Here is a 24,952-nt window from a genome sequence, read left to right on the forward strand (position 1 = left end):
TACGTCAAGTTGAGGGAAGTGACCAACAGATGGGCCACCATCGGGGTGCCGGGCCATTCCGATGGCGTAAAGGTCGTACCGCCCGGTTGCCCCACCCCTTCGCACCCCTCCTAGACTGAACGCCCAGCACAGGCGGCTAAACGCTCGAAAGGCGCCCCCGTGTCCAACGGCATCTCTCCCGAAGACGAGCGTCCGATCGAAGACGTGTCCCACGACGTCCCCGAAGGCGTTTCCGAGGAAGCCCGCCCCTCCGTCGGCCGTGCCCTCAAGCAGGCCCGGATCGCCGCCGGGCTGACCGTCGACGACGTCACCACCGCCACCCGTGTCCGCATCGCCATCGTGCACGCCATCGAGGCGGACGACTTCGCGCCCTGCGGCGGCGACGTCTACGCGCGCGGTCACATCCGCACCCTCGCCAAGGCCGTCGGGCTCGATCCGGGCGCGCTGCTCGCCCAGTTCGACGCCGAGCACGGCGGGCGCCCGGCACCGACCCCCGCCGCGCCCCTGTTCGAGGCGGAGCGCATCCGTCCCGAGCGGCGCGGACCCAACTGGACCGCCGCCATGGTCGCCGCCATCGTCGTCGTGATCGGCTTCGTGGGCTTCACCTTCGTCAAGGGCGGCGACGACGGCGGCAACGAGGCCAGCGTCGCCGAGGGGGCCCAGCCCTCGGCCGGCCGCTCCGCCTCCTCCAGCGCCGAGCCCAAGAAGCCCGCCGACCCCAAGCCGAGCGACAGCGCCATCGCCGCCGCGCCCGCGGACAAGGTGACCGTCAAGGTCAGCGCCAGCGACGGGCGCAGCTGGATCTCCGCCAAGGACCACAACGGCCGGCTGCTCTTCGACGGACTGCTCAACCAGGGCGACTCCAAGACCTTCCAGGACAACGAGAAGGTCGACCTCGTCCTCGGCGACGCCGGTGCCATAGAGCTCTACGTCAACGGCAAGAAGATCGAGGACGACTTCCGGCCCGGCGCCGTCGAGCGGCTGACGTACACGAAGGGCGACCCGCAGGTCGGATAGCGGATCCGCCGCAGCGGGAGAAGACGGGGTCGGCCGGGAACGGCCAACCCCGTCGACGTGGGCCGTCGGCGGGACGAAGTAGTCTTGAGCCCATGCCTGAAAGCCGCACCGTCGCACTCGTCACCCTTGGCTGCGCCCGTAACGAGGTGGACTCGGAGGAGCTCGCAGGCCGTCTGGAGGCGGACGGCTGGAAGCTCGTCGACGACGCCGAGGAAGCGGACGTCGCCGTCGTGAACACGTGCGGCTTCGTCGAGGCCGCCAAGAAGGACTCCGTGGACGCCCTCCTGGAGGCCAACGACCTCAAGGGTCACGGAAGAACGCAGGCCGTGGTCGCGGTCGGCTGCATGGCCGAGCGGTACGGCAAGGAGCTGGCCGACGCCCTCCCCGAGGCCGACGGCGTGCTCGGCTTCGACGACTACGCCGACATCTCCGACCGCCTGCAGACCATCCTCAGCGGCGGCGTCCACGCCGCCCACACCCCGCGCGACCGGCGCAAGCTGCTGCCGATCAGCCCCGCCGAGCGCCAGGAGGCCGGCGCCTCCGTCGCTCTGCCGGGACACGGCCCGGCCGACCTCCCCGAGGGTGTCGCCCCCGCCTCCGGGCCCCGCGCACCCCTGCGCCGCCGGCTGGACGGCTCCCCGGTCGCCTCGGTGAAGCTGGCCTCCGGCTGCGACCGGCGCTGCTCCTTCTGCGCCATCCCGTCCTTCCGCGGCTCCTTCATCTCGCGCCGCCCGAGCGACGTGCTCAACGAGACGCGGTGGCTGGCCGAGCAGGGCGTCAAGGAGATCATGCTGGTCTCCGAGAACAACACCTCCTACGGCAAGGACCTCGGCGACATCCGCCTCCTGGAGTCGCTGCTGCCCAACCTCGCCGAGGTCGACGGCATCGAGCGGGTGCGGGTCAGCTACCTCCAGCCGGCCGAGATGCGCCCCGGGCTGATCGACGTGCTGACCTCCACGCCGAAGGTCGTGCCCTACTTCGACCTCTCCTTCCAGCACTCCGCTCCGAACGTGCTGCGCGCGATGCGCCGCTTCGGCGACACCGACCGCTTCCTGGAGCTCCTCGACACCATCCGGGCCAAGGCCCCCGAGGCGGGTGTGCGCTCCAACTTCATCGTCGGCTTCCCCGGCGAGTCCGAGGCCGACCTCGCCGAGCTGGAGCGGTTCCTGAACCACGCGCGGCTGGACGCCATCGGCGTCTTCGGCTACTCCGACGAGGAGGGCACCGAGGCCGCGACCTACGGCGACAAGCTCGACGAGGACGTCGTCGCCGAGCGGCTGGCCCGTGTCTCCCGGCTCGCCGAGGAACTGGTCTCGCAGCGGGCCGACGAGCGTGTCGGAGCGACCGTGCGGGTACTGGTCGAGTCCGTGGACCCGGCCGACGAGGGCGACGGCGTCCGCGGCCGCGCGGAGCACCAGGCGCCCGAGACGGACGGCCAGGTGCTGCTCACGAGCGGCGAGGGCCTGAGTGTGGGTCGTATGGTCGACGCGAAGGTGGTCGGTACGGAGGGTGTCGACCTGGTGGCCGAGCCCCTTCAGGGCTCGCCCGAGTGGAGTGAGGAGGCCGGCAGATGACCGGAGTCCCGGCGTCCGCGGCGGGCGGCTCCTCCCGTGCGAGCAGGACCGGCCCGCGCGGCGGCACGGGGGCGGCACAGGAACCGGGGGAGTGTACGGCTCCGGCGGGCGCCGTGGACCGGGGCAGGGCGGAACGGGGCGCGACCGAGGGCGGAGCGTCCGGGCGCGGTGGCAAGATCGCGGCCGCGGCCGTCAATCAGGCGAGCGTCTGGAACGTCGCCAATCTGCTGACGATGCTCCGGCTGCTCCTCGTGCCGGCCTTCGTCGCGCTGATGCTCGGCAACGGCGGGTACGACCCGGCCTGGCGCTCCTTCGCCTGGGCCGCCTTCGCCATCGCCATGATCACCGACCTGTTCGACGGGCATCTGGCGCGCACCTACAACCTCGTCACCGACTTCGGGAAGATCGCCGACCCCATCGCCGACAAAGCGATCATGGGAGCGGCGCTCATCTGCCTGTCCGCGCTCGGCGACCTGCCGTGGTGGGTGACGGCCGTCATCCTCGGCCGGGAACTCGGGATCACCGTCCTGCGTTTCGTGGTCATCCGGTACGGCGTCATCCCCGCCAGCCGGGGCGGCAAGCTGAAGACGCTCACCCAGGGCATCGCCGTCGGCATGTACGTCCTGGCACTGACGGGGCCCCTGGCCACCCTGAGGTTCTGGGTGATGGCCGCTGCGGTCGTCCTGACCGTGGCGACCGGGCTGGACTATGTGAAGCAGGCCATTGTGCTGCGCCGCCGGGGAATCGCCGAACGCAGAGCGGCGTTGAAGGAGACGGAAGCTTGAGTTCTACGGCCGCCGACGTGGTGCGACTACTCACGGTCAGGGGCGAGACCCTCGCGGTCGCCGAGTCACTGACGGGTGGAATGGCCGCTGCCGCGCTCACGGCGGTCCCCGGGGCGTCCAAGGCGTTCCGGGGCTCCGTCACCGCCTACGCGACGGAACTGAAGCAGGAACTCCTCGGCGTCGACGGCGAGCTGCTCGCGGCGCACGGGGCGGTGGATCCGCAGGTCGCCGCCCAGATGGCGGCAGGCGTGCGCACGGCGCTGGGCGCCGACTGGGGCATCGCGACGACGGGCGTGGCCGGTCCGGACCCCCAGGACGGGAAGCCCGTGGGGACGGTCTTCGTGGCCGTGGACGGGCCCGGCAAGGGCTGCACCGATGGCGGAAAAGTGGAGGCGCTGCGGTTGAACGGCGACCGCGCGGAAATTCGTATGGAGAGTGTACGGAGCGTACTCGCGCTTCTTTTGACGGAGCTTGCGAGCGAACAGACCGGGAATGAGCGGGCACAGGATACGGAACGGAACGGGGGGTTTTGATGTTTGCAGCCCTGAGTGAACACGACATCGCTCCCCGCACGGCCGCGGCGCGAGGCGGTACGGTGGGGCGTGAAGGATGCGGTTACACGGTCCGAGGAGGGAGCCACCGATGATTCTGCTCCGTCGCCTGCTGGGTGACGTGCTGCGTCGGCAGCGCCAACGCCAGGGCCGTACTCTGCGCGAAGTCTCCTCGTCCGCCCGAGTCTCACTCGGCTATCTCTCCGAGGTGGAGCGGGGGCAGAAGGAGGCTTCTTCCGAGCTGCTCTCCGCCATCTGCGACGCGCTGGACGTACGGATGTCCGAGCTCATGCGCGAAGTGAGCGACGAACTCGCCCTCGCCGAGCTGGCCCAGTCCGCTGCGGCGACGCCCAGCGAGACCGTACCGGCGCCGGTACGCCCGATGCTGGGTTCCGTCTCGGTGACCGGTGTGCCACCGGAACGGGTCACCATCAAGGCGCCCGCCGAGGCAGTGGACGTCGTCGCCGCCTGAACGCCCGAGAACGTGTGCGTGTGAGACCCCGGCCGGGGTCGCTCCGACGGACCGGAGTGACGTGGCCGGGGTTTTCGCATGCCCGGGGCCGTCGTGCGGGCCGCCCCGAGCGCCGTCGGCGCCGCCCGCGCCCGTTTGCCGGTCCGTGCGGGTGCGGTCATCGTGGAGGGAGATGGCCGGGGGACGAACCGACGGAGGCGTGGATGTACGTCGTGAAGAGCCCGTTGTCCGACGCGGACCTGAAGACCGTCTCCGAGGCGCTGCAGGGCGCGCTCGTCGACCTGGTCGACCTGGCCCTGGTGGCGAAGCAGATCCACTGGAACGTGGTCGGTCCGCGCTTTCGCTCCGTACACCTCCAGCTCGACGAACTCGTCGACACCGCCCGCGCGCACTCGGACACCGTGGCGGAACGCGCGTCGGCGCTCGGCGTGTCCCCGGACGGGCGGGCCGCGACGGTCGCCGTCGGCAGCGGCATCGACGTGACGCCGGAGGGCTGGGTCGACGACACCGCCGCCGTGCAGACCATCGTGGACGCGCTGGGTGCGGTGATCGGGCGGATGCGTGAGCGGATAGCGGCGAGCGGTGACCCCGATCCCGTGAGCCAGGACATCTTCATCCAGATCACGGCCGATCTCGAGAAGCAGCATTGGATGTTCCAGGCCGGAAACGGATGACCCGGGATGGCGGCGGCGCGGACGGCCCGCTGGACGGTCGCGCTGGGTCTGTGCGCGCTGTGGTGGTGGGCCGTACTGCGGCTGGTGCTGGCGCCCGGCGCCGGGGTGGTCGAAGGGGCGGTCGCGGCCGGCGGGTGGGGTCTGAGCGTGCTGCCGGTGCACTGCGTGCCGCGGCGCCGGGCCGCGGGCGCGCTGGAGGCCGGGCGGTGGCGGCGGGCCCTGCGTGGGACGGGGCCGGGTGACGGACCGAACGGGCTGACGGGAGCGAGCGGGCCGACGGAAGCCAACCGGCTGACGGACCGAACCGGCTGAGGGAAGCCAACCGGCTGACGGACCGAACCGGCTGAGGGAAGCGAGCGGGCCGACGGAAGCGAGCGGGCCGACGGAAGGGCGGAGCCGATGACAGTCACCAGTCTGGACAAGGACCTCGACCACCTGACCCTCACCCTGGTCGCCGACTTCGGCGCCCCCGTGGAACGGGTGTGGCGGCTGTGGGCCGATCCACGGCAACTGGAGCGCTGGTGGGGACCGCCGTCCTTCCCGGCGACGGTGGAGGAGCACGACCTGACCCCGGGCGGGGACGTCACGTACTACATGACCGGCCCGCAGGGTGAGAAGTACCGGGGCTGGTGGCGGGTGGCCACGGTCGACGAGCCTCGGTCGCTGGAGTTCACCGACGGGTTCGCCGACGAGCACGGGGCGCCGAACGCCGCGATGCCGACGACCGCCAACCGGGTGACGCTCACCGAGCACGACGGCGGCACCCGCCTGGAAATGCGGGCGGTCTTCGACACGCGGGAGCAGATGGACCAGCTCATGTCGATGGGCATGGACGAGGGCATGCGCGAGGCGGCCGGTCAGATGGACGCCCTCGTCACCGCCGGCTGAGCCTTCCCCGGCACCCTCAGCCGCCCGGACGGCGCCGGATCCGTGAAGCCGACGGGCCGCCGGGACGTGGCGCGGGCCCCGGCTGGCAGGTCGGGCACCAGTACGTGGGGCGCTCGCGGGAGCCGTCGCCCTGGTCGGCCACCCGGACCGACGTGCGGCAGCGCAGGCAGGGGCGGGGCGCCCGGCCGTACACGAACAGGTCGTGGCCGCGCAGGCCCGTCGTCCGACGGACCGGGCGGTCGCGGTTGGCCTCCAGGAGCTTGTGCGCGAGTGCGGGAAGCCGCGCGGCGCGGTCGGCGGGCAGCTCCCCGACCGGCAGCCAGGGCGTGACGCCGAGCAGGAAGCAGAGCTCGCACTTGTAGACGTTGCCGACGCCGGCCAGATTGCGCTGGTCGAGCAGGGCCTCGCCGAGCGGACGGGCCGGGTCCGCGCGCAGGTTGTCGAGCGCGCGCGCCGGGTCCCAGTCGGGGCCGAGCAGGTCGGGGCCCAGATGGCCGACGGCACGCTGCTCGTCGGCGGTGCGCAGGAGCTCCAGCACCGGGAGGCGATAGCCGACGGCCGTGCGGTCGGCGGTGGCGAGGACCACCCTGATCTGGTGCGCGGGGCCGCCGCTCCACCGCTGACCGGGCGCGAACACCTTCCAGGAGCCGTCCATGCGCAGGTGCGAGTGCACCGTCAGGCCGCCCTCGACGCGGGTCAGCAGGTGCTTGCCGCGCGGGGCCACCTCCAGGACCGTGCGCCCGGCCAGGTCGACCGTCGCGTACCGGGGGACGCGGAAGTCGCTGCGGGTCAGCACCTTGCCCGCGAGGGCGTCGTGCAGCCGTCGCGCCGCCTGCCAGACCGTGTCTCCTTCGGGCATGGTCCAAGGGTGACAGGGTCACGCCCTGATGCGCAGACCGCGCGGGGTGGCGACGAAGCCCGCGTCCTCCAGCAGGGGGCCGAAGGGGGATGTCAGGGCCGCCGCGCCGTTGATCCGCTCCACCGTGACAGTGCCGAGGGAACCGGCACGGGCGGACTGGGCGAGCGCCTCGGCGGCGGCTCGCAGACGGGCGTCCTCGGTGGGCAGCCGGTCGGCGTCGGAGGGCCACAGCAGGAGCGTCTTGCCGCCGCGTTCCATGTAGAGCGCCGGCTCGCCCTCGACCAGCACCACCAGGGAGCCCGCCTTGCGGCCGGGCTTGTGGGTGGCACCGGCCGGCGGCTCGGGCCAGCCGAGGGCCGCGCCGTACGCGTTCGCCGGATCGGCGGCGGCCAGGACGACAGCCCGCGGTCCGGGGGCGGTGCGGTCGCGCCGGCCGGGGAATCCGGTGTCGTACGGGGCACGCGGGCCGCCGTGCCCACCACCCCCGCGCGGACCGCCGGCACCCGGCTCGGCGTAGTCGCGCGGGGAGATGTAGTCGCCCCGGGAAGGGGAACGGCCCAGGTGGTCGGGGTCGGCGAAGACGTCGTCGAAGCCGTCGGTGGGAGGGGCGGGCTCCGGGTGCCCGAAGTCGCCGGGCGCGGAGGAGTCGTGGAAGGGTGCGAGGGAGGGGTCGGCGTCCGGGGTTCCGGGGCCGCCGTTCACGGGCATCGCGGGCGGGGGCGCGTCGTCACCGCGGTCGCGGGCGTTCGCCACCGCGCGCAGCCGGTCCACGGCCCCCTCCATGGCGAACTGCGCCGCGCCCAGCCCCTCGACGACATAGCCGCGCCGCGCCTGGCCGCTCTCCTCGAAGGCGGCCAGGATCCGGTACACCGCCGAGAAGCCGCCCTCCACACCCTCCGCGGCGACGGCGCCCCGGGTCACCACACCGTGCCGGTCGAGGAGCGTGCGGGCCAGGGCATGGGCCCGTACCGTGCCGTCGGCCTCGCGGGCCGGGAGCAGCGACCAGCGGCCCGCGACCGTCGGCGGGCCGGTGCGGGACGCCGGGCGGGCGGCGGCCGTCAGCGAGCCGTACCGCCCCCGGGGCACCGCGCGCTTGGCACGGTGGGCGGTGGACCCCGCGGTGCGTCCGGAGCCCAGCAGGGAGCGCAGGGGCGCGAGGGTGTCGTTCGTCAGCCGTCCGGACCAGGCCAGGTCCCACAGGGCGTCGGCCAACTGCGGGTCGGTGGCCTCCGGGTGGGTGGTGGCGCGGACCTGGTCGGCGATCTGCCGGAAGAACAGGCCGTACCCGCCCGAGAGCGTGCTCAGCACCGACTCGTGCAGGGCGGTCGTCTCCAGGGGATGCGGAGGCGGCAGGAGCAGGGGGGCCGCGTCCGCCAGGTAGAGGGAGACCCAGCCGTCCTTGCCGGGCAGCGAACCCGCTCCCGCCCACACCACCTCACCGGCGGCCGTCAGCTCGTCCAGCATCGCGGGGCTGTAGCCCGCCACGCGGGAGGGCAGGACCAGCTTCTCCAGAGCGGAGGCGGGCACGGAGGCGCCCTGCAACTGCTCGACGGCGCGGACCAGCCCGTCGACGCCGCGCAGGGTGTGCCCCTTGCCGATGTGCTGCCACTGGGGGAGGAACTGGCCGAGCGCGGCCGGCGCCACCGGCTCCAGCTCGTGCCGGAGCGCGGCCAGGGAACGGCGGCGCAGCCTGCGCAGCACGGTCGCGTCGCACCACTCCTGCCCGATGCCCGCCGGGTGGAACTCGCCCTGTACGACTCGTCCCGCCCCGGCGAGCCGCTGCAGGGCGCCCTCGGTGACGGCCACGCCCAGGCCGAAGCGGGCCGCCGCGGTGACCGACGTGAAGGGGCCGTGGGTGCGGGCATGGCGGGCCAGGAGGTCGCCGAGCGGGTCCTTGACCGGCTCGGTGAAGGCCTCGGGCACACCGACGGGCAGTGCCGTGCCCAGCGCGTCGCGCAGCCGGCCCGCGTCCTCGATCGCCGCCCAGTGGTCGGCGCCGGCGATCCGCACCCTGATCGCGCGGCGGGCCGCGGCCAGCTCCGGCGCCCACTGCGGCTCGGCGCCCCGCTCGGCCAGCTCCGCGTCCGTCAGCGGGCCGAGCACCCGCAGTAGGTCGGCGACACCCTCGGAGTCCTTGACCCGGCGGTCCTCGGTGAGCCACTGCAGCTCGCGCTCCAGCTCGGTGAGGACCTCGGCGTCGAGCAGCTCGCGCAGCTCCGCCTGGCCGAGCAGCTCGGCCAGCAGCCGCGAGTCCAGCGACAGCGCGGCGGCCCGGCGCTCGGCGAGCGGCGAGTCGCCCTCGTACAGGAACTGGGCGACGTAGCCGAACAGGAGGGAGCGGGCGAAGGGGGAGGGCTCGGGGGTGGTGACCTCGACGAGGCGGACCTTGCGGGTCTCCACGTCGCCCATCAGCTCGACCAGGCCGGGCACGTCGAAGACGTCCTGGAGGCACTCGCGGACGGCCTCCAGGACGATCGGGAACGAGCCGTACTCGCTCGCCACCTCCAGCAACTGCGCGGCCCGCTGGCGCTGCTGCCACAACGGGGTGCGCTTGCCCGGGCTGCGCCGGGGCAGCAGCAGCGCGCGGGCGGCGCACTCGCGGAACCGGGAGGCGAACAGCGCCGAGCCGCCCACCTGGTCGGTGACGACCCGGTCGACCTCGCCCTTGTCGAAGAGGACGTCGGCCGCGCCCACCGGCGCCTTCTCGGCGTCGTACTCCAGGCCCGGCTTCGCGGGGTCCTGGTCGAGGAAGTCCAGGCCCATCAGGTCGGCGTCCGGCAGGCGCAGCACGATGCCGTCGTCGGCGTGCATGACCTGCGCGTCCATGCCGTACCGCTCGGTGAGCCGGGCACCGAGGGCGAGGGCCCAGGGGGCGTGGACCTGGGCGCCGAAGGGGGAGTGGACCACCACCCGCCAGTCGCCCAGCTCGTCCCGGAAGCGCTCGACGACGATGGTGCGGTCGTCGGGGACGTGGCCGCAGGCCTCGCGCTGCTCGTCGAGGTACGACAGCACGTTGTCCGCGGCCCAGGCGTCCAGGCCCGCGGTGACCAGGCGCAGCCGGGCGTCCTCCTGGGACAGGGAGCCGACCTCGCGCAGGAAGGCGCCGAGGGCGCGGCCCAGCTCCAGTGGGCGGCCGAGCTGGTCGCCCTTCCAGAACGGCAGCCTGCCCGGCACGCCCGGGGCCGGGGAGACCAGGACCCGGTCGCGCGTGATGTCCTCGATCCGCCAGGAACTGGTGCCCAGCGTGAAGACGTCCCCCACGCGGGACTCGTACACCATCTCCTCGTCCAGCTCGCCGACCCGGCCACCGCCCTTCTTCGGATCGGCACCGGCGAGGAACACGCCGAAGAGCCCGCGGTCGGGGATCGTGCCCCCGGACGTCACGGCGAGCCGCTGCGCTCCCGGGCGGCCGGTGACCGTGCCGGCGATCCGGTCCCACACCACGCGCGGGCGCAGCTCGGCGAAGGCGTCGGAGGGATAGCGGCCCGCGAGCATGTCCAAAACGGCGGTGAAGGCCGACTCCGGCAGCGAGGCGAAGGGCGCGGCGCGGCGGACCGTGGCGAGGAGGTCGTCGACCTGCCAGGTGTCCAGCGCGGTCATCGCCACCAGTTGCTGGGCCAGCACGTCCAGCGGGTTGGCGGGGATCCTCAGCGCCTCGATGGCGCCGCTGCGCATCCGCTCGGTGACCACCGCCGACTGCACCAGGTCGCCCCGGTACTTGGGGAAGACCACGCCCGTGGAGACCGCGCCGACCTGGTGCCCCGCGCGGCCGACACGCTGGAGGCCGGAGGCGACGGAGGGCGGCGACTCGACCTGGACGACCAGGTCGACGGCGCCCATGTCGATGCCCAGCTCCAGGCTGGAGGTGGCGACCACGGCGGGCAGCCGGCCCGCCTTCAGGTCCTCCTCGACGAGGGCGCGCTGCTCCTTGGAGACCGAGCCGTGGTGGGCGCGGGCGATCACGGGCGGGGCGCCCTGGGCGGCGCCCGAGCCGCCCATCAGCTCGGCGGGGGAGTGGTGCTCGTCGAGCGGCTCGCCGGTCGCGCGCTCGTACGCGATCTCGTTGAGCCGGTTGCACAGGCGCTCGGCCAGCCGCCGCGAGTTGGCGAAGACGATCGTGGAGCGGTGCGACTGGACCAGGTCGGTGATCCGCTCCTCGACGTGCGGCCAGATCGACGGGCGCTCCGCGCCCTCGTTGCCGTCCGCGACCGGGGAGCCGCCCAGCTCGCCGAGGTCCTCGACCGGGACGACGACGGACAGGTCGAACTCCTTGCCCGACTCCGGCTGGACGATCTCCACCCGGCCGCGCGGCGCGAGGAACCGGGCGACCTCGTCCACCGGGCGGACCGTCGCCGACAGCCCGATGCGGCGGGCCGGCTTCGGCAGCAGCTCGTCCAGCCGCTCCAGGGTGAGCGCAAGATGGGCGCCGCGCTTGGTGCCCGCGACCGCGTGCACCTCGTCCAGGATCACCGTCTCGACGCCGGTCAGCGCGTCGCGCGTGGCCGACGTCAGCATCAGGAAGAGGGACTCCGGGGTGGTGATCAGGATGTCCGGCGGCCGGGTGGCCAGTGCGCGGCGCTCGGCGGCCGGGGTGTCGCCGGAGCGGATGCCGACCTTCACCTCGGGCTCGGGCAGGCCGAGGCGCACGGACTCCTGGCGGATGCCGGTCAGCGGGCTGCGGAGGTTGCGCTCGACGTCGACGGCCAGGGCCTTGAGCGGCGAGACGTACAGCACGCGGCAGCGCTTCTTGGGGTCGGCGGGCGGGGGTGTCGAGGTGAGCTGGTCCAGGGCGGCGAGGAAGGCGGCCAGCGTCTTGCCCGAACCGGTGGGGGCGACCACCAGCACGTCGGAACCCTGCGTGATGGCCTGCCACGCGCCCGCCTGGGCGGACGTGGGCGCGGAGAAGGCCCCCGTGAACCAGCCGCGGGTCGCGGGGGAGAAGCCGTCGAGGGCTCGGTGTGCGGAGCTGACCATGGATCCATCGTGCACCCGGCCACTGACAATCGGCCCGAGCCGAGCGTATGGGCCGGACGCGGGGCGGGTCGGGAGCCGGGCATGCGCCGGGCGGAGCGTGCGCCGGGCGGGGCGTGCGCCGGGTGGGGCGTGCGCCGGGTGGAGCGTGCGCCGGGCCGGAGGGGAGAGCGAGTCGGCCCACGGCCGGTGTGCGGGGCCTGGTGACCGGGTCGGACGCCGGGTACGCCCGGGCCGTCGCCCGAGGCCCGGCGCGGTGGGCGGAGAATGGGGGACATGGCGGGATCGAGCGAGCGGGCACGGCACTGGCGGTACGCGGAGCTGCCCGACGTCGACCTGCTCCGCGCCCAGTACATCCGCAAGACCTTCGTGCGCCACACGCACGAGCACTTCGTCATCGCGGCCATCGCGGACGGCGTGGAGGTCTTCCACCACGGCGGCGGCGACCAGTACGCCGCTGCCGGTTCGCTCGCCCTGGTCAACCCGGACACCCCGCACACCGGCCGGGCGGGCGTGCCGGAGGGGTGGCGGTACGGGGCCGTCTACCCGGCGCCCGAGCTGGTGGCCCGGATAGCGGCGGAGACGACAACGCTGCGCGGTACCCCGGGGTTCGTCCGGCCGGTGCTCGACGACCCGTACGCCGTCGAGCTGGTGCACCGCGTGCTGCGTGCCGCCGACGACGGCAACGCCCTCGCCGCCGACACCCTGCTGCGCGTGGCAGTGACCCGGCTGCTGCGGCTGAACGGCGGGTCACTGCCCCGGCGCCCGGTGCGTACGGCCGGGGCCGGGACGGCGGCACGCGCGCGTGCCGTGCTGGAGGAGCGGATGGCCGACCCGCCGAGCCTGGAGCGGCTCGCCGGGGAACTCGGGAGCAGCCCCTTCGCGCTGCTGCGCGCCTTCCGGGACGCCTACGGCATGCCGCCCCACGCCTGGCTGACGGACGCCCGGGTGCGCCGGGCGCGGCGGCTGCTGGACACCGGGACGTCCCCGGCCGAGGCGGCGGTCGCCGTGGGTTTCACGGACCAGCCCCACCTGAACCGGCACTTCGCGCGGATCGTCGGCGTACCGCCCGGTGCCTACCAGCGGGAGCGCAAGAACGTACAAGACGCGCGGTCGGAGCTGCTCCTACCGTGCGAGGCGTGACAGAACAGACAGCCCTTCCCGACGCTCCCGGCGCGGGCGCGCCCCCCGGCGGCAAGCCGGACGCCGCCGTCGTACGGGACGCCCTCGGAGTCGGAGTCGCCGTCGGACTGTCCGGGTTCGCCTTCGGGGTGACCTCGGCCGGCAGCGGACTCACCCTCGCCCAGACCTGCGCCCTCAGCCTCCTGGTGTTCACCGGGGCGTCCCAGTTCGCGCTCGTCGGCGCCCTCGCGGCCGGCGGCAACCCGCTCACCGCGGCGGCGGGGGCCTTCTTCCTGGGCATGCGCAACGCCTTCTACGGGCTGCGGCTGTCGCAGTTGCTGGCCCTCTCGCGCGCGGCGCGGCCGCTGGCCGCGCAGTGGGTCATCGACGAGACGACGGCCGTGGCCCTCGCCCAGCCCACGCGGCGCGCCGTCCGGATCGGGTTCACGGTCACCGGACTCACCCTGTACGTCCTGTGGAACCTCACCACCCTGCTCGGCGCGCTCGGCGCGGAGGCCATCGGGGACACCGACGCCTGGGGGCTCGACGCGGCCGGTCCCGCGGTCTTCCTGGCGCTGCTCGCGCCGATGCTGAGGACCACGACGGAGCGCGCAGTCGCCGCCCTCGCCGTCCTCCTGGGGCTCGGTCTGCTGCCCGTACTGCCCGCGGGCGTGCCCGTCCTGGTCGCGGCGCTGGCGGCGCCGCTCGTCCTGTGGGCGCGCGGACGCCGCGCGAGTGACGCCGGAGCCGGCCGGGGGGAGGGAGAGCGATGACCATATGGATCGCGATCGGCGTGACGGCGGTGGGCTGCTACGCCGTCAAGCTCCTGGGACTGCTGGTGCCCGCCGGCGCCCTGGAACAGCCCCTGGTCCGGCGGCTCGCCGCGCTGCTGCCCGTCGCCCTCCTCGCGGCGCTCACCGCCCAGCAGACCTTCGCCGACGGACAGGCACTCGTCCTGGACGCGCGGGCCGCGGGCGTCGCCGCGGCAGCCGTCGCGCTGCTGCTGCGCGCTCCCTTCCTGCTCGTCGTCGCGGCCGCCGTGGTCGTCACCGCGGGCGTACGGGCCATGGGAGGCTGACCGCCCGCGGACCGGCCGGCGGGTCAGCCGAGGGGACGGCCGTACGCCCGGAGCGTGCGCAGCGCCTCGACCGTCACCCGGCCGCGGGCCTCCAGCGCCGGGGCGGGGGCCCAGCGGGGCCTGCGGACGGGCCAGCCGCCGTCGGGCTCCTGCCCGGCCGCGAGGAAGTCGAGGGAGCGGGCCATCTCGTCGTCGGTGAACCACGCGCGCGCGAGCGAACGCGGATCCCGCGCGTAGTCGTGCGGGAAGCGGTGCTCGCCCGGGGCACAGCCGGGAGCGGCCGGGTGGGCGTCGAGGGCGTCCGGGTCCAGCACGGCGAGGCGCCGCTCGCGGACCAGGCGGCCCAGCCGGCCGGCCGCGGCCCGTGCGCGCGGACGGTCCGGAGCGGTGTCCAGGAAGGCCACGGCGGCCTCGGCCTCGTACGGGCACGAGGGCTCCAGCGACTCGGCCGCCTGCCAGCAGAAGTCGGTGGCGCGGAACAGCCAGGCGTGCCAGACCTCGTTGCGGTGCAGCAGACCGACCACCGGCCCCGTGGCGAGCAGCTCACCGGGAGGGCCGGTCACGAACGGCACGAAGGGCGCGGTCAAAGCCGCCTCCCCGCCCGCGCGGACCAGCGGCAGGGCACCGTCCGCGGTGGACACGGAGGTCAGGTAGCGGCAGACGCGCTCGGCCCGCTGTCCCCCGCAGAGGCCGACGGCGTCCAGGACGCCCAGGGCGCGCGCGGTGTGCAGCGGCTGACTGACCGGGCCGCGCAGATCCGGCTCGAGCCCGTGGCCGTACCCTCCGTCCTCGTTCCGGTAGGCGTCCAGGGCGGCCTCCACCGGGCCGCGGTCCCCGCCGCGGAAATGATGGGCGAACAGCCGCTGCTCCAGTACGCGCGCGGTGAGCCACACGAAGCGCTCCGCGCGCGTGAGCGGCGACCGCGGGTCCGGGGTGCGGGGGGTCGCGGGCGGCGGGATCGAGGGGAGCGGGGACGCTCCGGTTTCGGCCATGGGACAGACCGTAGGCCGGAAAGCGGTTCCGTCCGGTGGTCCCGGCCCGAGGCCCACTCTCAGGGGCGGGATACTGGGGGCATGCGGTTGACGGTCTTCTGGGAGCGGATGACGGACCACTTCGGTCCGGGGTACGCCGACACCTTCGCGCGCGACCACGTGATGACGGAGCTGGGCGGACGTACGGTGCACGAGGCGCTGGACGCCGGCTGGGACGCCAAGGAGGTGTGGCGGGTGGTGTGCACCGTCATGAACGTGCCGCGGGAGAAGCGGTGAAGTTCCACGAAGATCGCCGGGCGGGGTCCGCCCGTCAGTGGCGTGGGCGAGACTTGCTCCGTGCCATCCACTGACGAGACCGGGCAGGCGACCCGGCACGCATCCCCGGCCGGCTCGACGCCGCCCGCCGGGCCCCCGACCGACGGCGCTCCCGCCGGGCCGGGCGCCCGCATGCCGCGCTGGCTCCCGCGCGCCATGGTGCTGGCCCTCGCGCTCATCGCCGCCTTCCAGCTGGGCAGTTGGGCCTTCCACCAGCTCACCGGGCTGCTGATCAACATCCTCATCGCGTTCTTCCTGGCCCTGGCCATCGAACCGGCGGTGAGCTGGATGTCCGCGCGCGGTCTGCGCCGCGGGTTCGCCACCTTCCTGGTCTTCCTCGCCGTGCTGATCGCCGCCGCGGGGTTCGTCACCCTGCTCGGCTCCATGCTCGCCGGCCAGATCGTGAAGATGGTCGAGGAGTTCCCGGGCTACCTCGACTCCGTCATCAACTGGGTCAACAGCCACTTCCACACCGAGCTGAGACGGGTCGACATCCAGGAGGGGCTGTTGCGCTCCGACTGGCTGCGCAACTACGTGCAGAACAGCGCGACGGGCGTCCTGGACGTGTCGGCCCAGGTCCTCGGCGGTCTCTTCCAGTTGCTGACGATCGTGCTGTTCTCGTTCTACTTCGCCGCCGACGGCCCCCGGCTGCGGCGCGGGCTCTGCTCCGTCCTGCCGCCCGCCCGCCAGGCCGAGGTCCTGCGCGCGTGGGAGATCGCTGTGGACAAGACCGGCGGCTACCTGTACTCACGCGGGCTGATGGCGCTGATCTCCGGCATCGCGCACTACGTCCTCCTGGAGATCCTCGAGGTGCCCTACGCCCCCGCGCTCGCCGTGTGGGTGGGCCTGGTGTCGCAGTTCATCCCGACCATCGGCACCTATCTCGCGGGCGCCCTGCCCATGCTGATCGCTTTCACGGTCAATCCCTGGTACGCGCTGTGGGTGCTGATCTTCGTGGTGGTCTACCAGCAGTTCGAGAACTACATGCTGCAGCCCAAGCTGACGGCGAAGACCGTGGACATCCACCCCGCGGTCGCCTTCGGCTCCGTCATCGCGGGCACCGCCCTGCTCGGTGCCGTCGGCGCGCTGATCGCCATCCCGGCGGTCGCCACGCTGCAGGCGTTCCTCGGGGCGTACGTCAAACGGTACGACGTCACGGACGACCCTCGCGTCCACGGGCGCCGGATACCCCGGGCGGGACCCGCGCGGCCCGCCCGTCTGCGCAGGCTGTGGGCCCGGGACCCGGAGCAGGACCGTCCGGGCCCGGACGGATCGGAGGGGACGGGCGACGGGGGGTCCTGATGACCGGGACGCCGGGCCCGGTGCCGAGCCGGACCGGCCGGATCCGTCAGACCAGACAGAACTCGTTGCCCTCCGGGTCCGCCATCACCACGTGATCCGGTCTGCCCCGCAACCGCTCCTCGCGGACCACGGTCGCGCCCGCGGCGGTCAACCGCTCCACCGCCTCGGCCACGCGCGGCCAGCGGACCTCCCACGGTGTTTCACGGCCGCCGCCGACGTGCACATCGAGGTGCAGCCGGTTCTTCACCAGCTTCGGCTCCGGAACCTTCAAGAAGGACAGAGCGGGGCCCGCGCCGTCGGGATCCGACAGGTACGCCCCGTCGTCCCACTCGTCCCGCGGAACCTCGTGGTGCGAGAACCACTCCTCCCAGCTCCCGAACCCCGCGGGGGCGGGCTTCTCCGCGTAGCCCAGCGCCAGCGCCCAGAAGGCCGCCAGGTCCGCCGGGTGCGCGCAGTCGATCGTCAAGCTCCACGTGGCCGCCATGAGCCCTCCTGAGTCGGGGAACGGACTGTACGCCGCACCGCCGGCCGGACGCGGAACCGAAGGCGCGCGCCCATGGCTCGGCGGCACGGGCAAGTACGCTCGGAGGTGCCGCGTGGTCGCTTGACACAAAAATCGAACATCCATTCTCATGGAGGCTCCGGCAGGGCACGCGACGGGTAATTCGAGTGGTTTCGGGTGGATATGCACCTGGGTTATCCACAGGCCGGACCCGCATCGGGGCCCATTGTCAGTGGCAGGCATTAGCGTCTTTGACGTGAAGCGATCGAATCAAGCAAACCGGGTGGAACCCATGGCAGGAACCGACCGCGAGAAGGCCCTGGACGCCGCGCTCGCACAGATTGAACGGCAGTTCGGCAAGGGCGCGGTCATGCGCATGGGCGAACGGTCGAGGGAGCCCATCGAGGTCATCTCGACCGGTTCGACCGCGCTCGACGTGGCCCTCGGTGTCGGCGGCATCCCGCGCGGCCGGGTCGTGGAGATCTACGGCCCCGAGTCCTCGGGCAAGACGACCCTGACCCTGCACGCCGTGGCGAACGCGCAGAAGGCCGGCGGCCAGGTCGCGTTCGTGGACGCCGAGCACGCCCTCGACCCCGAGTACGCCAAGAAGCTCGGCGTCGACATCGACAACCTGATCCTCTCCCAGCCGGACAATGGCGAGCAGGCCCTGGAGATCGTGGACATGCTGGTCCGCTCCGGCGCCCTCGACCTCATCGTCATCGACTCCGTCGCCGCGCTCGTCCCGCGCGCGGAGATCGAGGGCGAGATGGGCGACAGCCACGTCGGTCTGCAGGCCCGGCTGATGAGCCAGGCCCTGCGGAAGATCACCAGCGCGCTCAACCAGTCCAAGACCACCGCGATCTTCATCAACCAGCTCCGCGAGAAGATCGGCGTGATGTTCGGCTCCCCGGAGACCACGACCGGTGGCCGGGCGCTGAAGTTCTACGCCTCGGTGCGCATCGACATCCGCCGCATCGAGACGCTGAAGGACGGCACGGAGGCGGTCGGCAACCGCACCCGCTGCAAGGTCGTCAAGAACAAGGTCGCGCCGCCCTTCAAGCAGGCCGAGTTCGACATCCTCTACGGCCAGGGCATCAGCCGTGAGGGCGGCCTGATCGACATGGGCGTGGAGCACGGCTTCGTCCGCAAGGCCGGCGCCTGGTACACGTACGAGGGCGACCAGCTCGGCCAGGGCAAGGAGAACGCGCGCAACTTCCTGAAGGACAACCCCGACCTGGCCAACGAGATCGAGAAGAAGATCAAGGAGAAGCTGGGCGTCGGCGTGCGTCCCGAGGAGCCGGCCACCGAGACCGGCACGGACGCCGCCCCCGCCGCCCCGGCCGACGCCGCCCCGGCGGTGCCCGCGCCCACGGCCGCCAAGGCCACCAAGTCCAAGGCCGCGGCAGCCAAGAGCTGACCCGTGACCCGACGAACCGACTGGGCCGAGTACACCGACGGCTCCGCCGGACCGGACGACGGCGCGTACGGGGCGGCTGCGGCCCCGTACGAGACGGGCCCCTTCGCCACGGGCGTCCGCGAGGACGACGAGGTGCGCCACGGTGACGGCGGGGCGCGCCGCGCAGTCGGACGGGGCCGTGGGACGGGCGGCACACGCGGCCGCCGGCGGCGCGAGCGTGCGGAGCCGTCCGCCGAGGACGGAGGTGCCACTTCCTCGTCGAGGGCCGAGAAGGGGGAACCTCCGCGGGACCCGGTCGAGCAGGCACGGGCGATCTGCCTGCGCCTGCTCACCGGGACCCCGCGCACCCGCAGACAACTGGCCGACGCCCTGCGCAAGCGGGAGATCCCCGACGAGGCTGCGGAGGAGGTGCTGTCCCGGTTCGAAGAGGTCGGCCTGATCAACGACGGCGCCTTCGCGGAGGCCTGGGTGGAGTCCCGGCACCACGGCCGCGGGCTGGCCAGACGCGCTCTCGCCCGGGAACTGCGCACCAAGGGCGTCGACGGCACGCTCATCGACGCGGCCGTGTCCCAGCTCGACTCCGAGCAGGAGGAGGAGACCGCACGCGACCTGGTCGACCGCAAGCTGCGGGCCACCCGGGGCCTCGACCGCGACAAGAGACTGCGCCGTCTCGCGGGCATGCTGGCCCGCAAAGGCTACCCCGAGGGCATGGCCCTGCGGGTGGTCCGCCAGGCGCTGGAGGAGGAGGGCGAGGACACGGAGTACCTCGGCGACGAGGGGTTCTGAGCCGTCGGCCGACGCTTCCCCCCCCGCGACCCGCCCGACTCGGGCGCACCCCGCGGCCGGACTGCCGGGCCGGTTCCGGCAGGGCCGGCAAGAGAGCGCAGGCCGACGTGTCCCGCGGGCTATGGAAGGCCGGCGGCCACCGGCAGGCCCGCCGCGCGCCAGGCCTGGAAGCCGCCGATCAGATCGGTGGCCCGGTGCAGACCCAGCCGGTGCAGGGACTCCGCCGCCAGACTCGAGGCGTAGCCCTCGTCGCACACCACGACCACCCGCACGTCGTGGTCCGTGGCCTCCGGGAGGCGGTGGCTGCCCTGCGGATCCAGCCGCCACTCCAGCTCGTTGCGCTCGATCACGAGGGCGCCGGGGATCACGCCGTCCCGCTCGCGCAGGGCCGCGTACCGGATGTCGACGAGCAGTGCCGTACCGGCCTCGGCGGCGTCGTACGCCTCGTCCGGTGCGATCCGCCGGTATCCGGAGCGCACACGCTCCAGCAGGGCGTCGATTCCGGTGGGCCCGCTCACTGCCAGTCCTGCGGGCGCTCGACCTGCTCCAGACGCAGGGTCTGGCCGGTGCGGCTGTAGCGGCGGATCCGGGGCAGCGGCGGGTAGTAGGCGTGCACGGAGACCGCGTGGCGGTCGGACGACTCGTTGAGGACCTCGTGCACGTGGTGCCGGCCGAAGGCGCGGCCCTGACCGGTGCCCAGCCGGCGTTCCCGGTCCACGCCGTCGCTGAGTTCGAGGGTCTTCCAGCCGTCGGTGGGCAGGCGGGCGGCGAGCGCGTTCTCCTTGAGCTCGCCCGCGGCCGTGACAAAGGCGCCCACGGAGTCGGCGTGGTCGTGCCAGCCGGTGCCGGTGCCGGGCGGCCAGCCGATCAGCCAGGCCTCACTGCCGCCGGGCCCGGCCAGCCGCACCCACGTGCGGCCCTCGGGGTCGAGCGGCAGGGAGGCGATCAGCTCGGCGTCGGCCGCCGCACGCCGGACGAAGTCGAGGAGTGCGGCCTGCGTCGGGGCGGCCGTGGAAGCGGAGGCAGGGGAAAGGGAGGGGAGGGACACGGGTACCGTCCTGGGAGTTCGCGAGGGAACGCGCGGCGGCAGACAGGAGCTGCGGCGGGCGCGAAGAGGGGGAGGCGAGTCAGCAGGACGGACGACACACGCAGCCCGCATAGCGGACGAGGTCCATATGGACCCTCCGCCACAGGCGCACACAGGTGTCGGTCACGATCCGGAGTAGACCACGACGGTACGGGCCGGTCAACTCAGCGTCACCATGCGGACAGTGCGCGACCCCGCCCCGTGACCGGAGGCGGGGGCGACGGCCCGCTCAGCGGGACCCGGCCGCGGCCCCCGCCCCCTCCTCGGCCTCCGTGGCGGTCCCGCCCAGCGCGCTCTCCGCGGCCGCGTAGAGGTCGGCAGGGCGCACCCCGTTCAGCGCCGTGACCAGGTGACCGTCGGGCCGCACCAGCAGCACGGTGTGCGCCGCCGCCCCCGGATAGCTCTCGGCGACCAGCAGCTCGGCGTGGTGGGGCAGCGCCGTCACCGCCGCCGCCAGCCGGGGCATGACCCCGGCCGTTACCCAGTGCTTGCGTTCCCACACCCCCGTGCCCGGCGCGATCAGCACCACCAGCAGCGCCCCGCGGCCCAGCCGGTCGCGCAGTCGTACGAAGGTGCCGTCCTCCGCCGTGACCCGCACGTCGGTGACGGGCGTCCCGGGCGCCGTGCCGACGGACACCTCGCCGGCGAGGCCCTCGGGCGCCAGCGGCGAGCCGGCGTACGGCCCCGGCGCGCCCAGCGTCCCGCGCCCGAGGTGACCGTCCGCCAGCAGCGCGTCGTTGCCACGGGCCGCGCCGGGGACGTAGGAGCGCAGTCCGCCGCCGCCACGGAGCAGGGGAAGCACCTGGTCGGCGGCGCGCAGCCGCGCGGAGACCGCCGCCCGACGCTCCGTCTGGTAGCTGTCGAGCAGCGCCTCGCGCGGGCCGTGGTGCCAGACCAGGGCCAGTTTCCAGGCGAGGTTGTCGGCGTCCAGCAGCCCCTCCTCCAGGCCCTGGGTGCCGAGCGCGCCCAGCAGATGGGCCGCGTCCCCGGCGAGCAGCACGCGGCCCACCCGCCAGCGGCGCGCGAGCCGGTGGTGGACCGTGTGGACGCCGGTGTCGAGGAGTTCGTAGGCCGGAGTCGCGCCGTCGGCCCAGCCGGTGAGGGTCTCGCGGACCCGGTTCACGAGGAGTTCCGGTGTGACCAGGTCCTTGCCGGGCGGCAGCAGCCAGTCCAGGCGCCACACACCGTCCGGCAGCGGGCGGCCGACCACCTCGCCGGCCGACGGCCCCGTCGTCCGCCACGGCGGCATGCGGTGGAGCAGCGCCTCGTCGGTCCACGGGAGTTCGGTGCGCAGGGCGGCTACGGCGTATCGTTCCACCGCCGTACGGCCGGGGAAGCGGATGTCCTGGAGTTTGCGGACGGTGGAGCGGGGGCCGTCGCAGCCGACCAGGTAACTGCCGCGCCACCAGGTGCCGGCGGGGCCACGGGTGTGGGCCGTGACACCGGACTTCTCCTGCTCGATGCCGTCCAGCCGGCTGTCCACGGCGACCTTGACCAGCCGTTCACGGGCGAGCGCCGTGCGCAGGACACCGGTCAGCTCGTGCTGGGCGATGTGCAGGGGAGCCGGTTCGGCGTCGCCGAACACGACCTCGCGTGTCACCTGCTTGCGCCGCATCGACCGCCATCCGGCCCAACGCGACCCCAGCCCCGTCAGCGGTGTGCCGGTCAGCCGCTCGACGAGCGCGACGGCCTCCTCGCGCAGGACGACGGTGCGCGCGGGGCGCGGTTCGTCCTTGCCCGGGCCCTCGTCGAGGACGACACAGGGCACCTCCTGCCGCGCCAGCGCCAGGGCGAGCGTGAGCCCGACGGGCCCCGCTCCGGTGATGATCACCGGGTCCACGGTGCGGCGCCCCCTGCCCGTGACGGTGTCCCGGGGGACGTGGGTGAACAGGACATTGGAGCAGGGTGCACGGTCACAGAACGTATGCAACCCATTGCCGCTGCTTGCGTCAAGCGACGGAGGCCGTGGCGATCATGCCACGGCCTCCGTTGACGGTCATACGAGATGACTGTGGGTCGGATGCGTCAGATCTTGCCCACGGTTCCGGCGTCGGCGGTCTCCACGTCGTCCGCGCTCAGCACCGCACCGGTCGACTTCTTCGCCCGCCGCAGCCGGCGCTCCAGCCAGCTCGCGAAGCTCGTGAGGGCGAAGTTGAGCGCGATGTAGATCACGGCGACCACGGTGTAGCTGGCGATGACGTTGGCGCCGTAGTAGCCGCTCATCGTGTTGGCCGAGGCGAGCAGCTCGGGGAAGGTGAGGATCGCGCCGCCGAGCGCGGTGTCCTTGAGGATCACGACGAGCTGGCTGACGATGGCCGGCAGCATCGCCGTGACCGCCTGCGGCAGCAGGATCAGCCGCATGACCTGGCCCTTGCGCAGGCCGATCGCCATCGCGCCCTCCGCCTGGCCCTTGGGCAGGGACAGGATGCCGGAGCGGACGATCTCGGCGAGGACCGAGGCGTTGTACAGCACCAGGCCGGTGACGACGGCGTAGAGCGGCCGGTCGTCCGAGCTGACGTCGGTGTACTCCGCGAACAGCGCCAGACCGAAGATCATCAGGACCAGCACGGGGATGGAACGGAAGAACTCGACCACGATCGCGGCCGGCACCCGGACCCACTGGTGGTCGGAGAGCCGGGCGATGCCCAGCGCCGCGCCGAGGGGCAGGGCGATGACCACGGCGAGGACCGCGGCCTTCAGCGTGTTCTGCAACCCCGGCCAGATGTACGTGGACCACGCCTCGGTGCCGGTGAAGAACGGCTTCCACAGGGCCCACTCCAGCTGGCCCTTGTCGTTGAGGGTGCTGATCACCCACCACAGCAGGGCGGCGAGGGCGACCAGGAAGACGACCGTGAAGAGGACGTTGCGCCGCTTGGCACGCGGGCCCTGGGCGTCGTAGAGAACGGAACTCATCGCTTCACCGCCACCTTCTTGCCCACCCAGCCCAGGATCAGGCCGGTCGGCAGCGTCAACACCACGAACACGAGAGCGATGACGGCGGAGATGAGCAGCAGCTGCGCCTCGTTCTCGATCATCTCCTTCATCAGCAGCGCCGTTTCCGCCACACCGATGGCCGCGGCGACCGTGGTGTTCTTGATCAGCGCGATCAGCACGTTCGCCAGCGGAACGACGGACGAGCGGAACGCCTGCGGCAGCACCACCAGCCGGAGCACCTGGCCGAAGCTCAGGCCGAGGGCCCGGGCGGCCTCCGCCTGGCCGACCGGCACCGTGTTGATGCCGGAGCGCAGCGCCTCGCACACGAACGACGACGTGTAGAGGATCAGGCCGAGGACCGCGAGGCGGAAGTTGATCGTCTCGAAGTCGTTGCCTCCGCCGAGGGTGACCCCCAGCGTCTGGCTCAGTCCCAGCGACGCGAACAGGATGATCACGGTCAGCGGGATGTTCCGCACGATGTTCACATACGCGGTTCCGAAAGCGCGCATCAACGGAACCGGGCCGACCCGCATGGCGGCCAGCATGGTGCCCCAGATCAGGGAACCGACGGCCGAGAGCACAGCGAGCTGCACTGTCGTCCAGACGGCACCCGCCAGGTCGTAATCCTGAAGAAAGTCGAACACGATCTCCCGCGCTTCCGGGTGTAGGGATGCCCGCCCCGGTGCGCCGCCCCTGCGGTGGGGCGGCGCACCTCGTCAGGCCCGGCCTCAGCTCTTGATGTCGCCGATCTTGGGCGCCGGCTCGTTGTTGTAGTTGGCCGGGCCGAAGTTGTCCTTGACGGCCTTGTCCCAGGACTTGTCCGCGACCATCTCCTCAAGGGCCTTGTTGATCTTGTCCTTGAGGTCGCTGCCCTTCTTGACGCCGATGCCGTAGTTCTCGTTCGTCAGCTTGAAGCCGCCGAGCTTGAACTTGCCCTTGAACTGCGACTGGGAGGCGTAACCGGCGAGGATCGAGTCGTCGGTGGTCAGCGCGTCGATGGCGCCGTTCTGCAGGCCGGGCAGGCAGGCCGAGTACGTCGGGTACGGCTGGAGCTGGGCCTTGGGGGCCAGCTTGTCCTTGATGTTCTGCGCCGAGGTCGAGCCGGTGACCGAGCAGAGCTTGGCGTTGTTCAGGTCCTCCGGCGACTTGATCTTGTCGTCGTCGGCGCGGATCAGCACGTCCTGGTGGGCGAGCAGGTAGGGGCCGGCGAAGTCGACCTTCTCCTGGCGCTGCGGGGTGATCGAGTACGTGGCGGCGATGAAGTCGACGTCACCGCGCTGCAGCATGGTCTCGCGGTCGGCGCTCTTCGACTCCTTCCACTCGATCTGGTCCTCGGTGTAGCCGAGCTTCTTCGCGACGTACGTGGCGATGTCCACGTCGAAGCCCGCGTAGCCGTCCGGGGTCTTCTGGCCGAGGCCGGGCTGGTCGAACTTGATGCCGATGGTGATCTTCTTGCTGTCGCCGCCGGACGAACCGCTGTCCTTGTCGTCGCCGCCGCACGCGGTGGCGGTCAGGGCGAGGGCGAGCACGGCGGCCGAGGCGGCGGAGACCTTGCGAAGCTTCATGGTGAACATCCTTTGGCTGTGATCGAGCTGTGATCGGACGATCAGAGGATCAGGCGATCAG

26 protein-coding genes are annotated in these 24,952 nt (G+C 72.9%); 15 read left to right on the forward strand and 11 right to left on the reverse strand.

The features are described from left to right. The first annotated feature begins 159 nt into the window (after positions 1 to 159). The 8 genes from Sdi02f_RS28795 to Sdi02f_RS28830 all read left to right on the forward strand — a co-directional run bounded on the left by Sdi02f_RS28795 (position 160) and on the right by Sdi02f_RS28830 (position 5,961). Positions 160 to 1,017, forward strand: a complete 858-nt coding sequence (locus Sdi02f_RS28795) for a helix-turn-helix domain-containing protein (RefSeq protein WP_108934283.1) — start codon at positions 160 to 162, stop codon at positions 1,015 to 1,017. A gap of 92 nt (positions 1,018 to 1,109) precedes the next feature. Continuing rightward, positions 1,110 to 2,591: a 30S ribosomal protein S12 methylthiotransferase RimO gene (gene rimO / locus Sdi02f_RS28800; RefSeq protein WP_108934284.1), complete on the forward strand. Its 1,482-nt coding sequence runs from the start codon at positions 1,110 to 1,112 to the stop codon at positions 2,589 to 2,591. Next, on the forward strand, positions 2,588 to 3,376 hold the full coding sequence (gene pgsA / locus Sdi02f_RS28805; RefSeq protein ID WP_030402661.1) for a CDP-diacylglycerol--glycerol-3-phosphate 3-phosphatidyltransferase: 789 nt from the start codon (positions 2,588 to 2,590) through the stop codon (positions 3,374 to 3,376). The genes rimO and pgsA overlap by 4 nt, the downstream gene beginning before the upstream one ends. After that, a complete protein-coding gene (locus Sdi02f_RS28810) occupies positions 3,373 to 3,909 on the forward strand; it encodes a CinA family protein (protein ID WP_030402660.1) in 537 nt (178 codons plus the stop codon). Before pgsA ends, Sdi02f_RS28810 begins: the two co-directional genes overlap by 4 nt. A gap of 109 nt (positions 3,910 to 4,018) precedes the next feature. Beyond that, entirely contained in the window at positions 4,019 to 4,399 is a 381-nt protein-coding gene (locus Sdi02f_RS28815; RefSeq protein ID WP_007387871.1) for a helix-turn-helix domain-containing protein, read from the forward strand. A gap of 203 nt (positions 4,400 to 4,602) precedes the next feature. Beyond that, complete coding sequence (locus Sdi02f_RS28820; protein ID WP_030402659.1) at positions 4,603 to 5,073, forward strand: Dps family protein; 471 nt, start codon at positions 4,603 to 4,605, stop codon at positions 5,071 to 5,073. Positions 5,074 to 5,079: 6 nt separating this feature from the next. Then, positions 5,080 to 5,385 (forward strand): hypothetical protein, encoded by a 306-nt coding sequence (locus tag Sdi02f_RS28825; RefSeq protein WP_245962247.1) that lies wholly within the window; start codon positions 5,080 to 5,082, stop codon positions 5,383 to 5,385. Between the two features lie 87 nt (positions 5,386 to 5,472). Then, a complete protein-coding gene (locus Sdi02f_RS28830; protein ID WP_031082197.1) occupies positions 5,473 to 5,961 on the forward strand; it encodes an SRPBCC family protein in 489 nt (162 codons plus the stop codon). A 16-nt stretch (positions 5,962 to 5,977) separates the two neighbouring features. On the opposite strand, the gene Sdi02f_RS28835 is transcribed toward Sdi02f_RS28830, so the two are convergent. Both Sdi02f_RS28835 and Sdi02f_RS28840 read right to left on the reverse strand, forming a co-directional pair. Continuing rightward, the gene (locus Sdi02f_RS28835; RefSeq protein ID WP_108934285.1) at positions 5,978 to 6,820 is read right to left on the reverse strand and encodes an Fpg/Nei family DNA glycosylase; all 843 of its coding nucleotides are present in this window, start codon (positions 6,818 to 6,820) and stop codon (positions 5,978 to 5,980) included. Between the two features lie 18 nt (positions 6,821 to 6,838). After that, complete coding sequence (locus Sdi02f_RS28840; protein ID WP_108934286.1) at positions 6,839 to 11,794, reverse strand: ATP-dependent helicase; 4,956 nt, start codon at positions 11,792 to 11,794, stop codon at positions 6,839 to 6,841. A gap of 273 nt (positions 11,795 to 12,067) precedes the next feature. On the opposite strand from Sdi02f_RS28840, the gene Sdi02f_RS28845 reads away from it, so the two are divergent. From Sdi02f_RS28845 to Sdi02f_RS28855, 3 genes are read left to right on the forward strand one after another with little or no spacing between them, the layout of a single operon-like run. Next, positions 12,068 to 12,934: an AraC family transcriptional regulator gene (locus tag Sdi02f_RS28845; RefSeq protein ID WP_108934287.1), complete on the forward strand. Its 867-nt coding sequence runs from the start codon at positions 12,068 to 12,070 to the stop codon at positions 12,932 to 12,934. Further along, positions 12,931 to 13,686 (forward strand): AzlC family ABC transporter permease, encoded by a 756-nt coding sequence (locus tag Sdi02f_RS28850; RefSeq protein ID WP_108934288.1) that lies wholly within the window; start codon positions 12,931 to 12,933, stop codon positions 13,684 to 13,686. Before Sdi02f_RS28845 ends, Sdi02f_RS28850 begins: the two co-directional genes overlap by 4 nt. Next, positions 13,683 to 13,991: an AzlD domain-containing protein gene (locus tag Sdi02f_RS28855; protein WP_108934289.1), complete on the forward strand. Its 309-nt coding sequence runs from the start codon at positions 13,683 to 13,685 to the stop codon at positions 13,989 to 13,991. The genes Sdi02f_RS28850 and Sdi02f_RS28855 overlap by 4 nt, the downstream gene beginning before the upstream one ends. A gap of 23 nt (positions 13,992 to 14,014) precedes the next feature. Here Sdi02f_RS28855 and Sdi02f_RS28860 read toward each other — a convergent pair whose 3' ends face one another. Then, positions 14,015 to 14,983, reverse strand: a complete 969-nt coding sequence (locus Sdi02f_RS28860; RefSeq protein WP_167458270.1) for a hypothetical protein — start codon at positions 14,981 to 14,983, stop codon at positions 14,015 to 14,017. 81 nt (positions 14,984 to 15,064) lie between these two features. Here Sdi02f_RS28860 and Sdi02f_RS28865 point away from each other — a divergent pair, with 81 nt between their 5' ends. Further along, entirely contained in the window at positions 15,065 to 15,259 is a 195-nt protein-coding gene (locus Sdi02f_RS28865) for a DUF3046 domain-containing protein (RefSeq protein ID WP_030402650.1), read from the forward strand. Positions 15,260 to 15,319: 60 nt separating this feature from the next. Then, positions 15,320 to 16,600 (forward strand): AI-2E family transporter, encoded by a 1,281-nt coding sequence (locus tag Sdi02f_RS28870; RefSeq protein ID WP_174843410.1) that lies wholly within the window; start codon positions 15,320 to 15,322, stop codon positions 16,598 to 16,600. Between the two features lie 46 nt (positions 16,601 to 16,646). Here Sdi02f_RS28870 and Sdi02f_RS28875 read toward each other — a convergent pair whose 3' ends face one another. Further along, positions 16,647 to 17,084: a VOC family protein gene (locus Sdi02f_RS28875; RefSeq protein WP_030402648.1), complete on the reverse strand. Its 438-nt coding sequence runs from the start codon at positions 17,082 to 17,084 to the stop codon at positions 16,647 to 16,649. 310 nt (positions 17,085 to 17,394) lie between these two features. On the opposite strand from Sdi02f_RS28875, the gene recA reads away from it, so the two are divergent. Beyond that, positions 17,395 to 18,519 carry a recombinase RecA gene (gene recA / locus Sdi02f_RS28880; protein WP_030402647.1) on the forward strand — a complete coding sequence of 375 codons (1,125 nt, stop codon included), beginning with the start codon at positions 17,395 to 17,397 and terminating at the stop codon, positions 18,517 to 18,519. Between the two features lie 3 nt (positions 18,520 to 18,522). After that, positions 18,523 to 19,305 carry a recombination regulator RecX gene (gene recX / locus Sdi02f_RS28885; RefSeq protein ID WP_108934291.1) on the forward strand — a complete coding sequence of 261 codons (783 nt, stop codon included), beginning with the start codon at positions 18,523 to 18,525 and terminating at the stop codon, positions 19,303 to 19,305. A gap of 119 nt (positions 19,306 to 19,424) precedes the next feature. Here recX and Sdi02f_RS28890 read toward each other — a convergent pair whose 3' ends face one another. The 7 genes from Sdi02f_RS28890 to Sdi02f_RS28915 form a co-directional block, all read right to left on the reverse strand. Beyond that, on the reverse strand, positions 19,425 to 19,823 hold the full coding sequence (locus Sdi02f_RS28890; RefSeq protein ID WP_053637959.1) for a rhodanese-like domain-containing protein: 399 nt from the start codon (positions 19,821 to 19,823) through the stop codon (positions 19,425 to 19,427). After that, complete coding sequence (locus tag Sdi02f_RS28895; protein WP_053664132.1) at positions 19,820 to 20,353, reverse strand: cupin domain-containing protein; 534 nt, start codon at positions 20,351 to 20,353, stop codon at positions 19,820 to 19,822. The genes Sdi02f_RS28890 and Sdi02f_RS28895 overlap by 4 nt, the downstream gene beginning before the upstream one ends. Positions 20,354 to 20,432: 79 nt before the next feature. Next, positions 20,433 to 20,519 (reverse strand): putative leader peptide, encoded by an 87-nt coding sequence (locus tag Sdi02f_RS36900; protein ID WP_313960178.1) that lies wholly within the window; start codon positions 20,517 to 20,519, stop codon positions 20,433 to 20,435. A gap of 102 nt (positions 20,520 to 20,621) precedes the next feature. Then, entirely contained in the window at positions 20,622 to 22,232 is a 1,611-nt protein-coding gene (locus Sdi02f_RS28900) for an FAD-dependent monooxygenase (protein ID WP_108934292.1), read from the reverse strand. A gap of 185 nt (positions 22,233 to 22,417) precedes the next feature. Then, positions 22,418 to 23,305: an amino acid ABC transporter permease gene (locus Sdi02f_RS28905; RefSeq protein WP_030402642.1), complete on the reverse strand. Its 888-nt coding sequence runs from the start codon at positions 23,303 to 23,305 to the stop codon at positions 22,418 to 22,420. Then, positions 23,302 to 23,970, reverse strand: a complete 669-nt coding sequence (locus tag Sdi02f_RS28910; protein WP_030402641.1) for an amino acid ABC transporter permease — start codon at positions 23,968 to 23,970, stop codon at positions 23,302 to 23,304. The genes Sdi02f_RS28905 and Sdi02f_RS28910 overlap by 4 nt, the downstream gene beginning before the upstream one ends. Before the next feature lie 84 nt (positions 23,971 to 24,054). Next, on the reverse strand, positions 24,055 to 24,891 hold the full coding sequence (locus Sdi02f_RS28915) for a glutamate ABC transporter substrate-binding protein (protein WP_030402640.1): 837 nt from the start codon (positions 24,889 to 24,891) through the stop codon (positions 24,055 to 24,057). Positions 24,892 to 24,952: the final 61 nt, after the last annotated feature.

It is taken from the genome of Streptomyces ardesiacus, from assembly GCF_003112575.1.
GTDB classification, from domain to species: domain Bacteria; phylum Actinomycetota; class Actinomycetes; order Streptomycetales; family Streptomycetaceae; genus Streptomyces; species Streptomyces ardesiacus.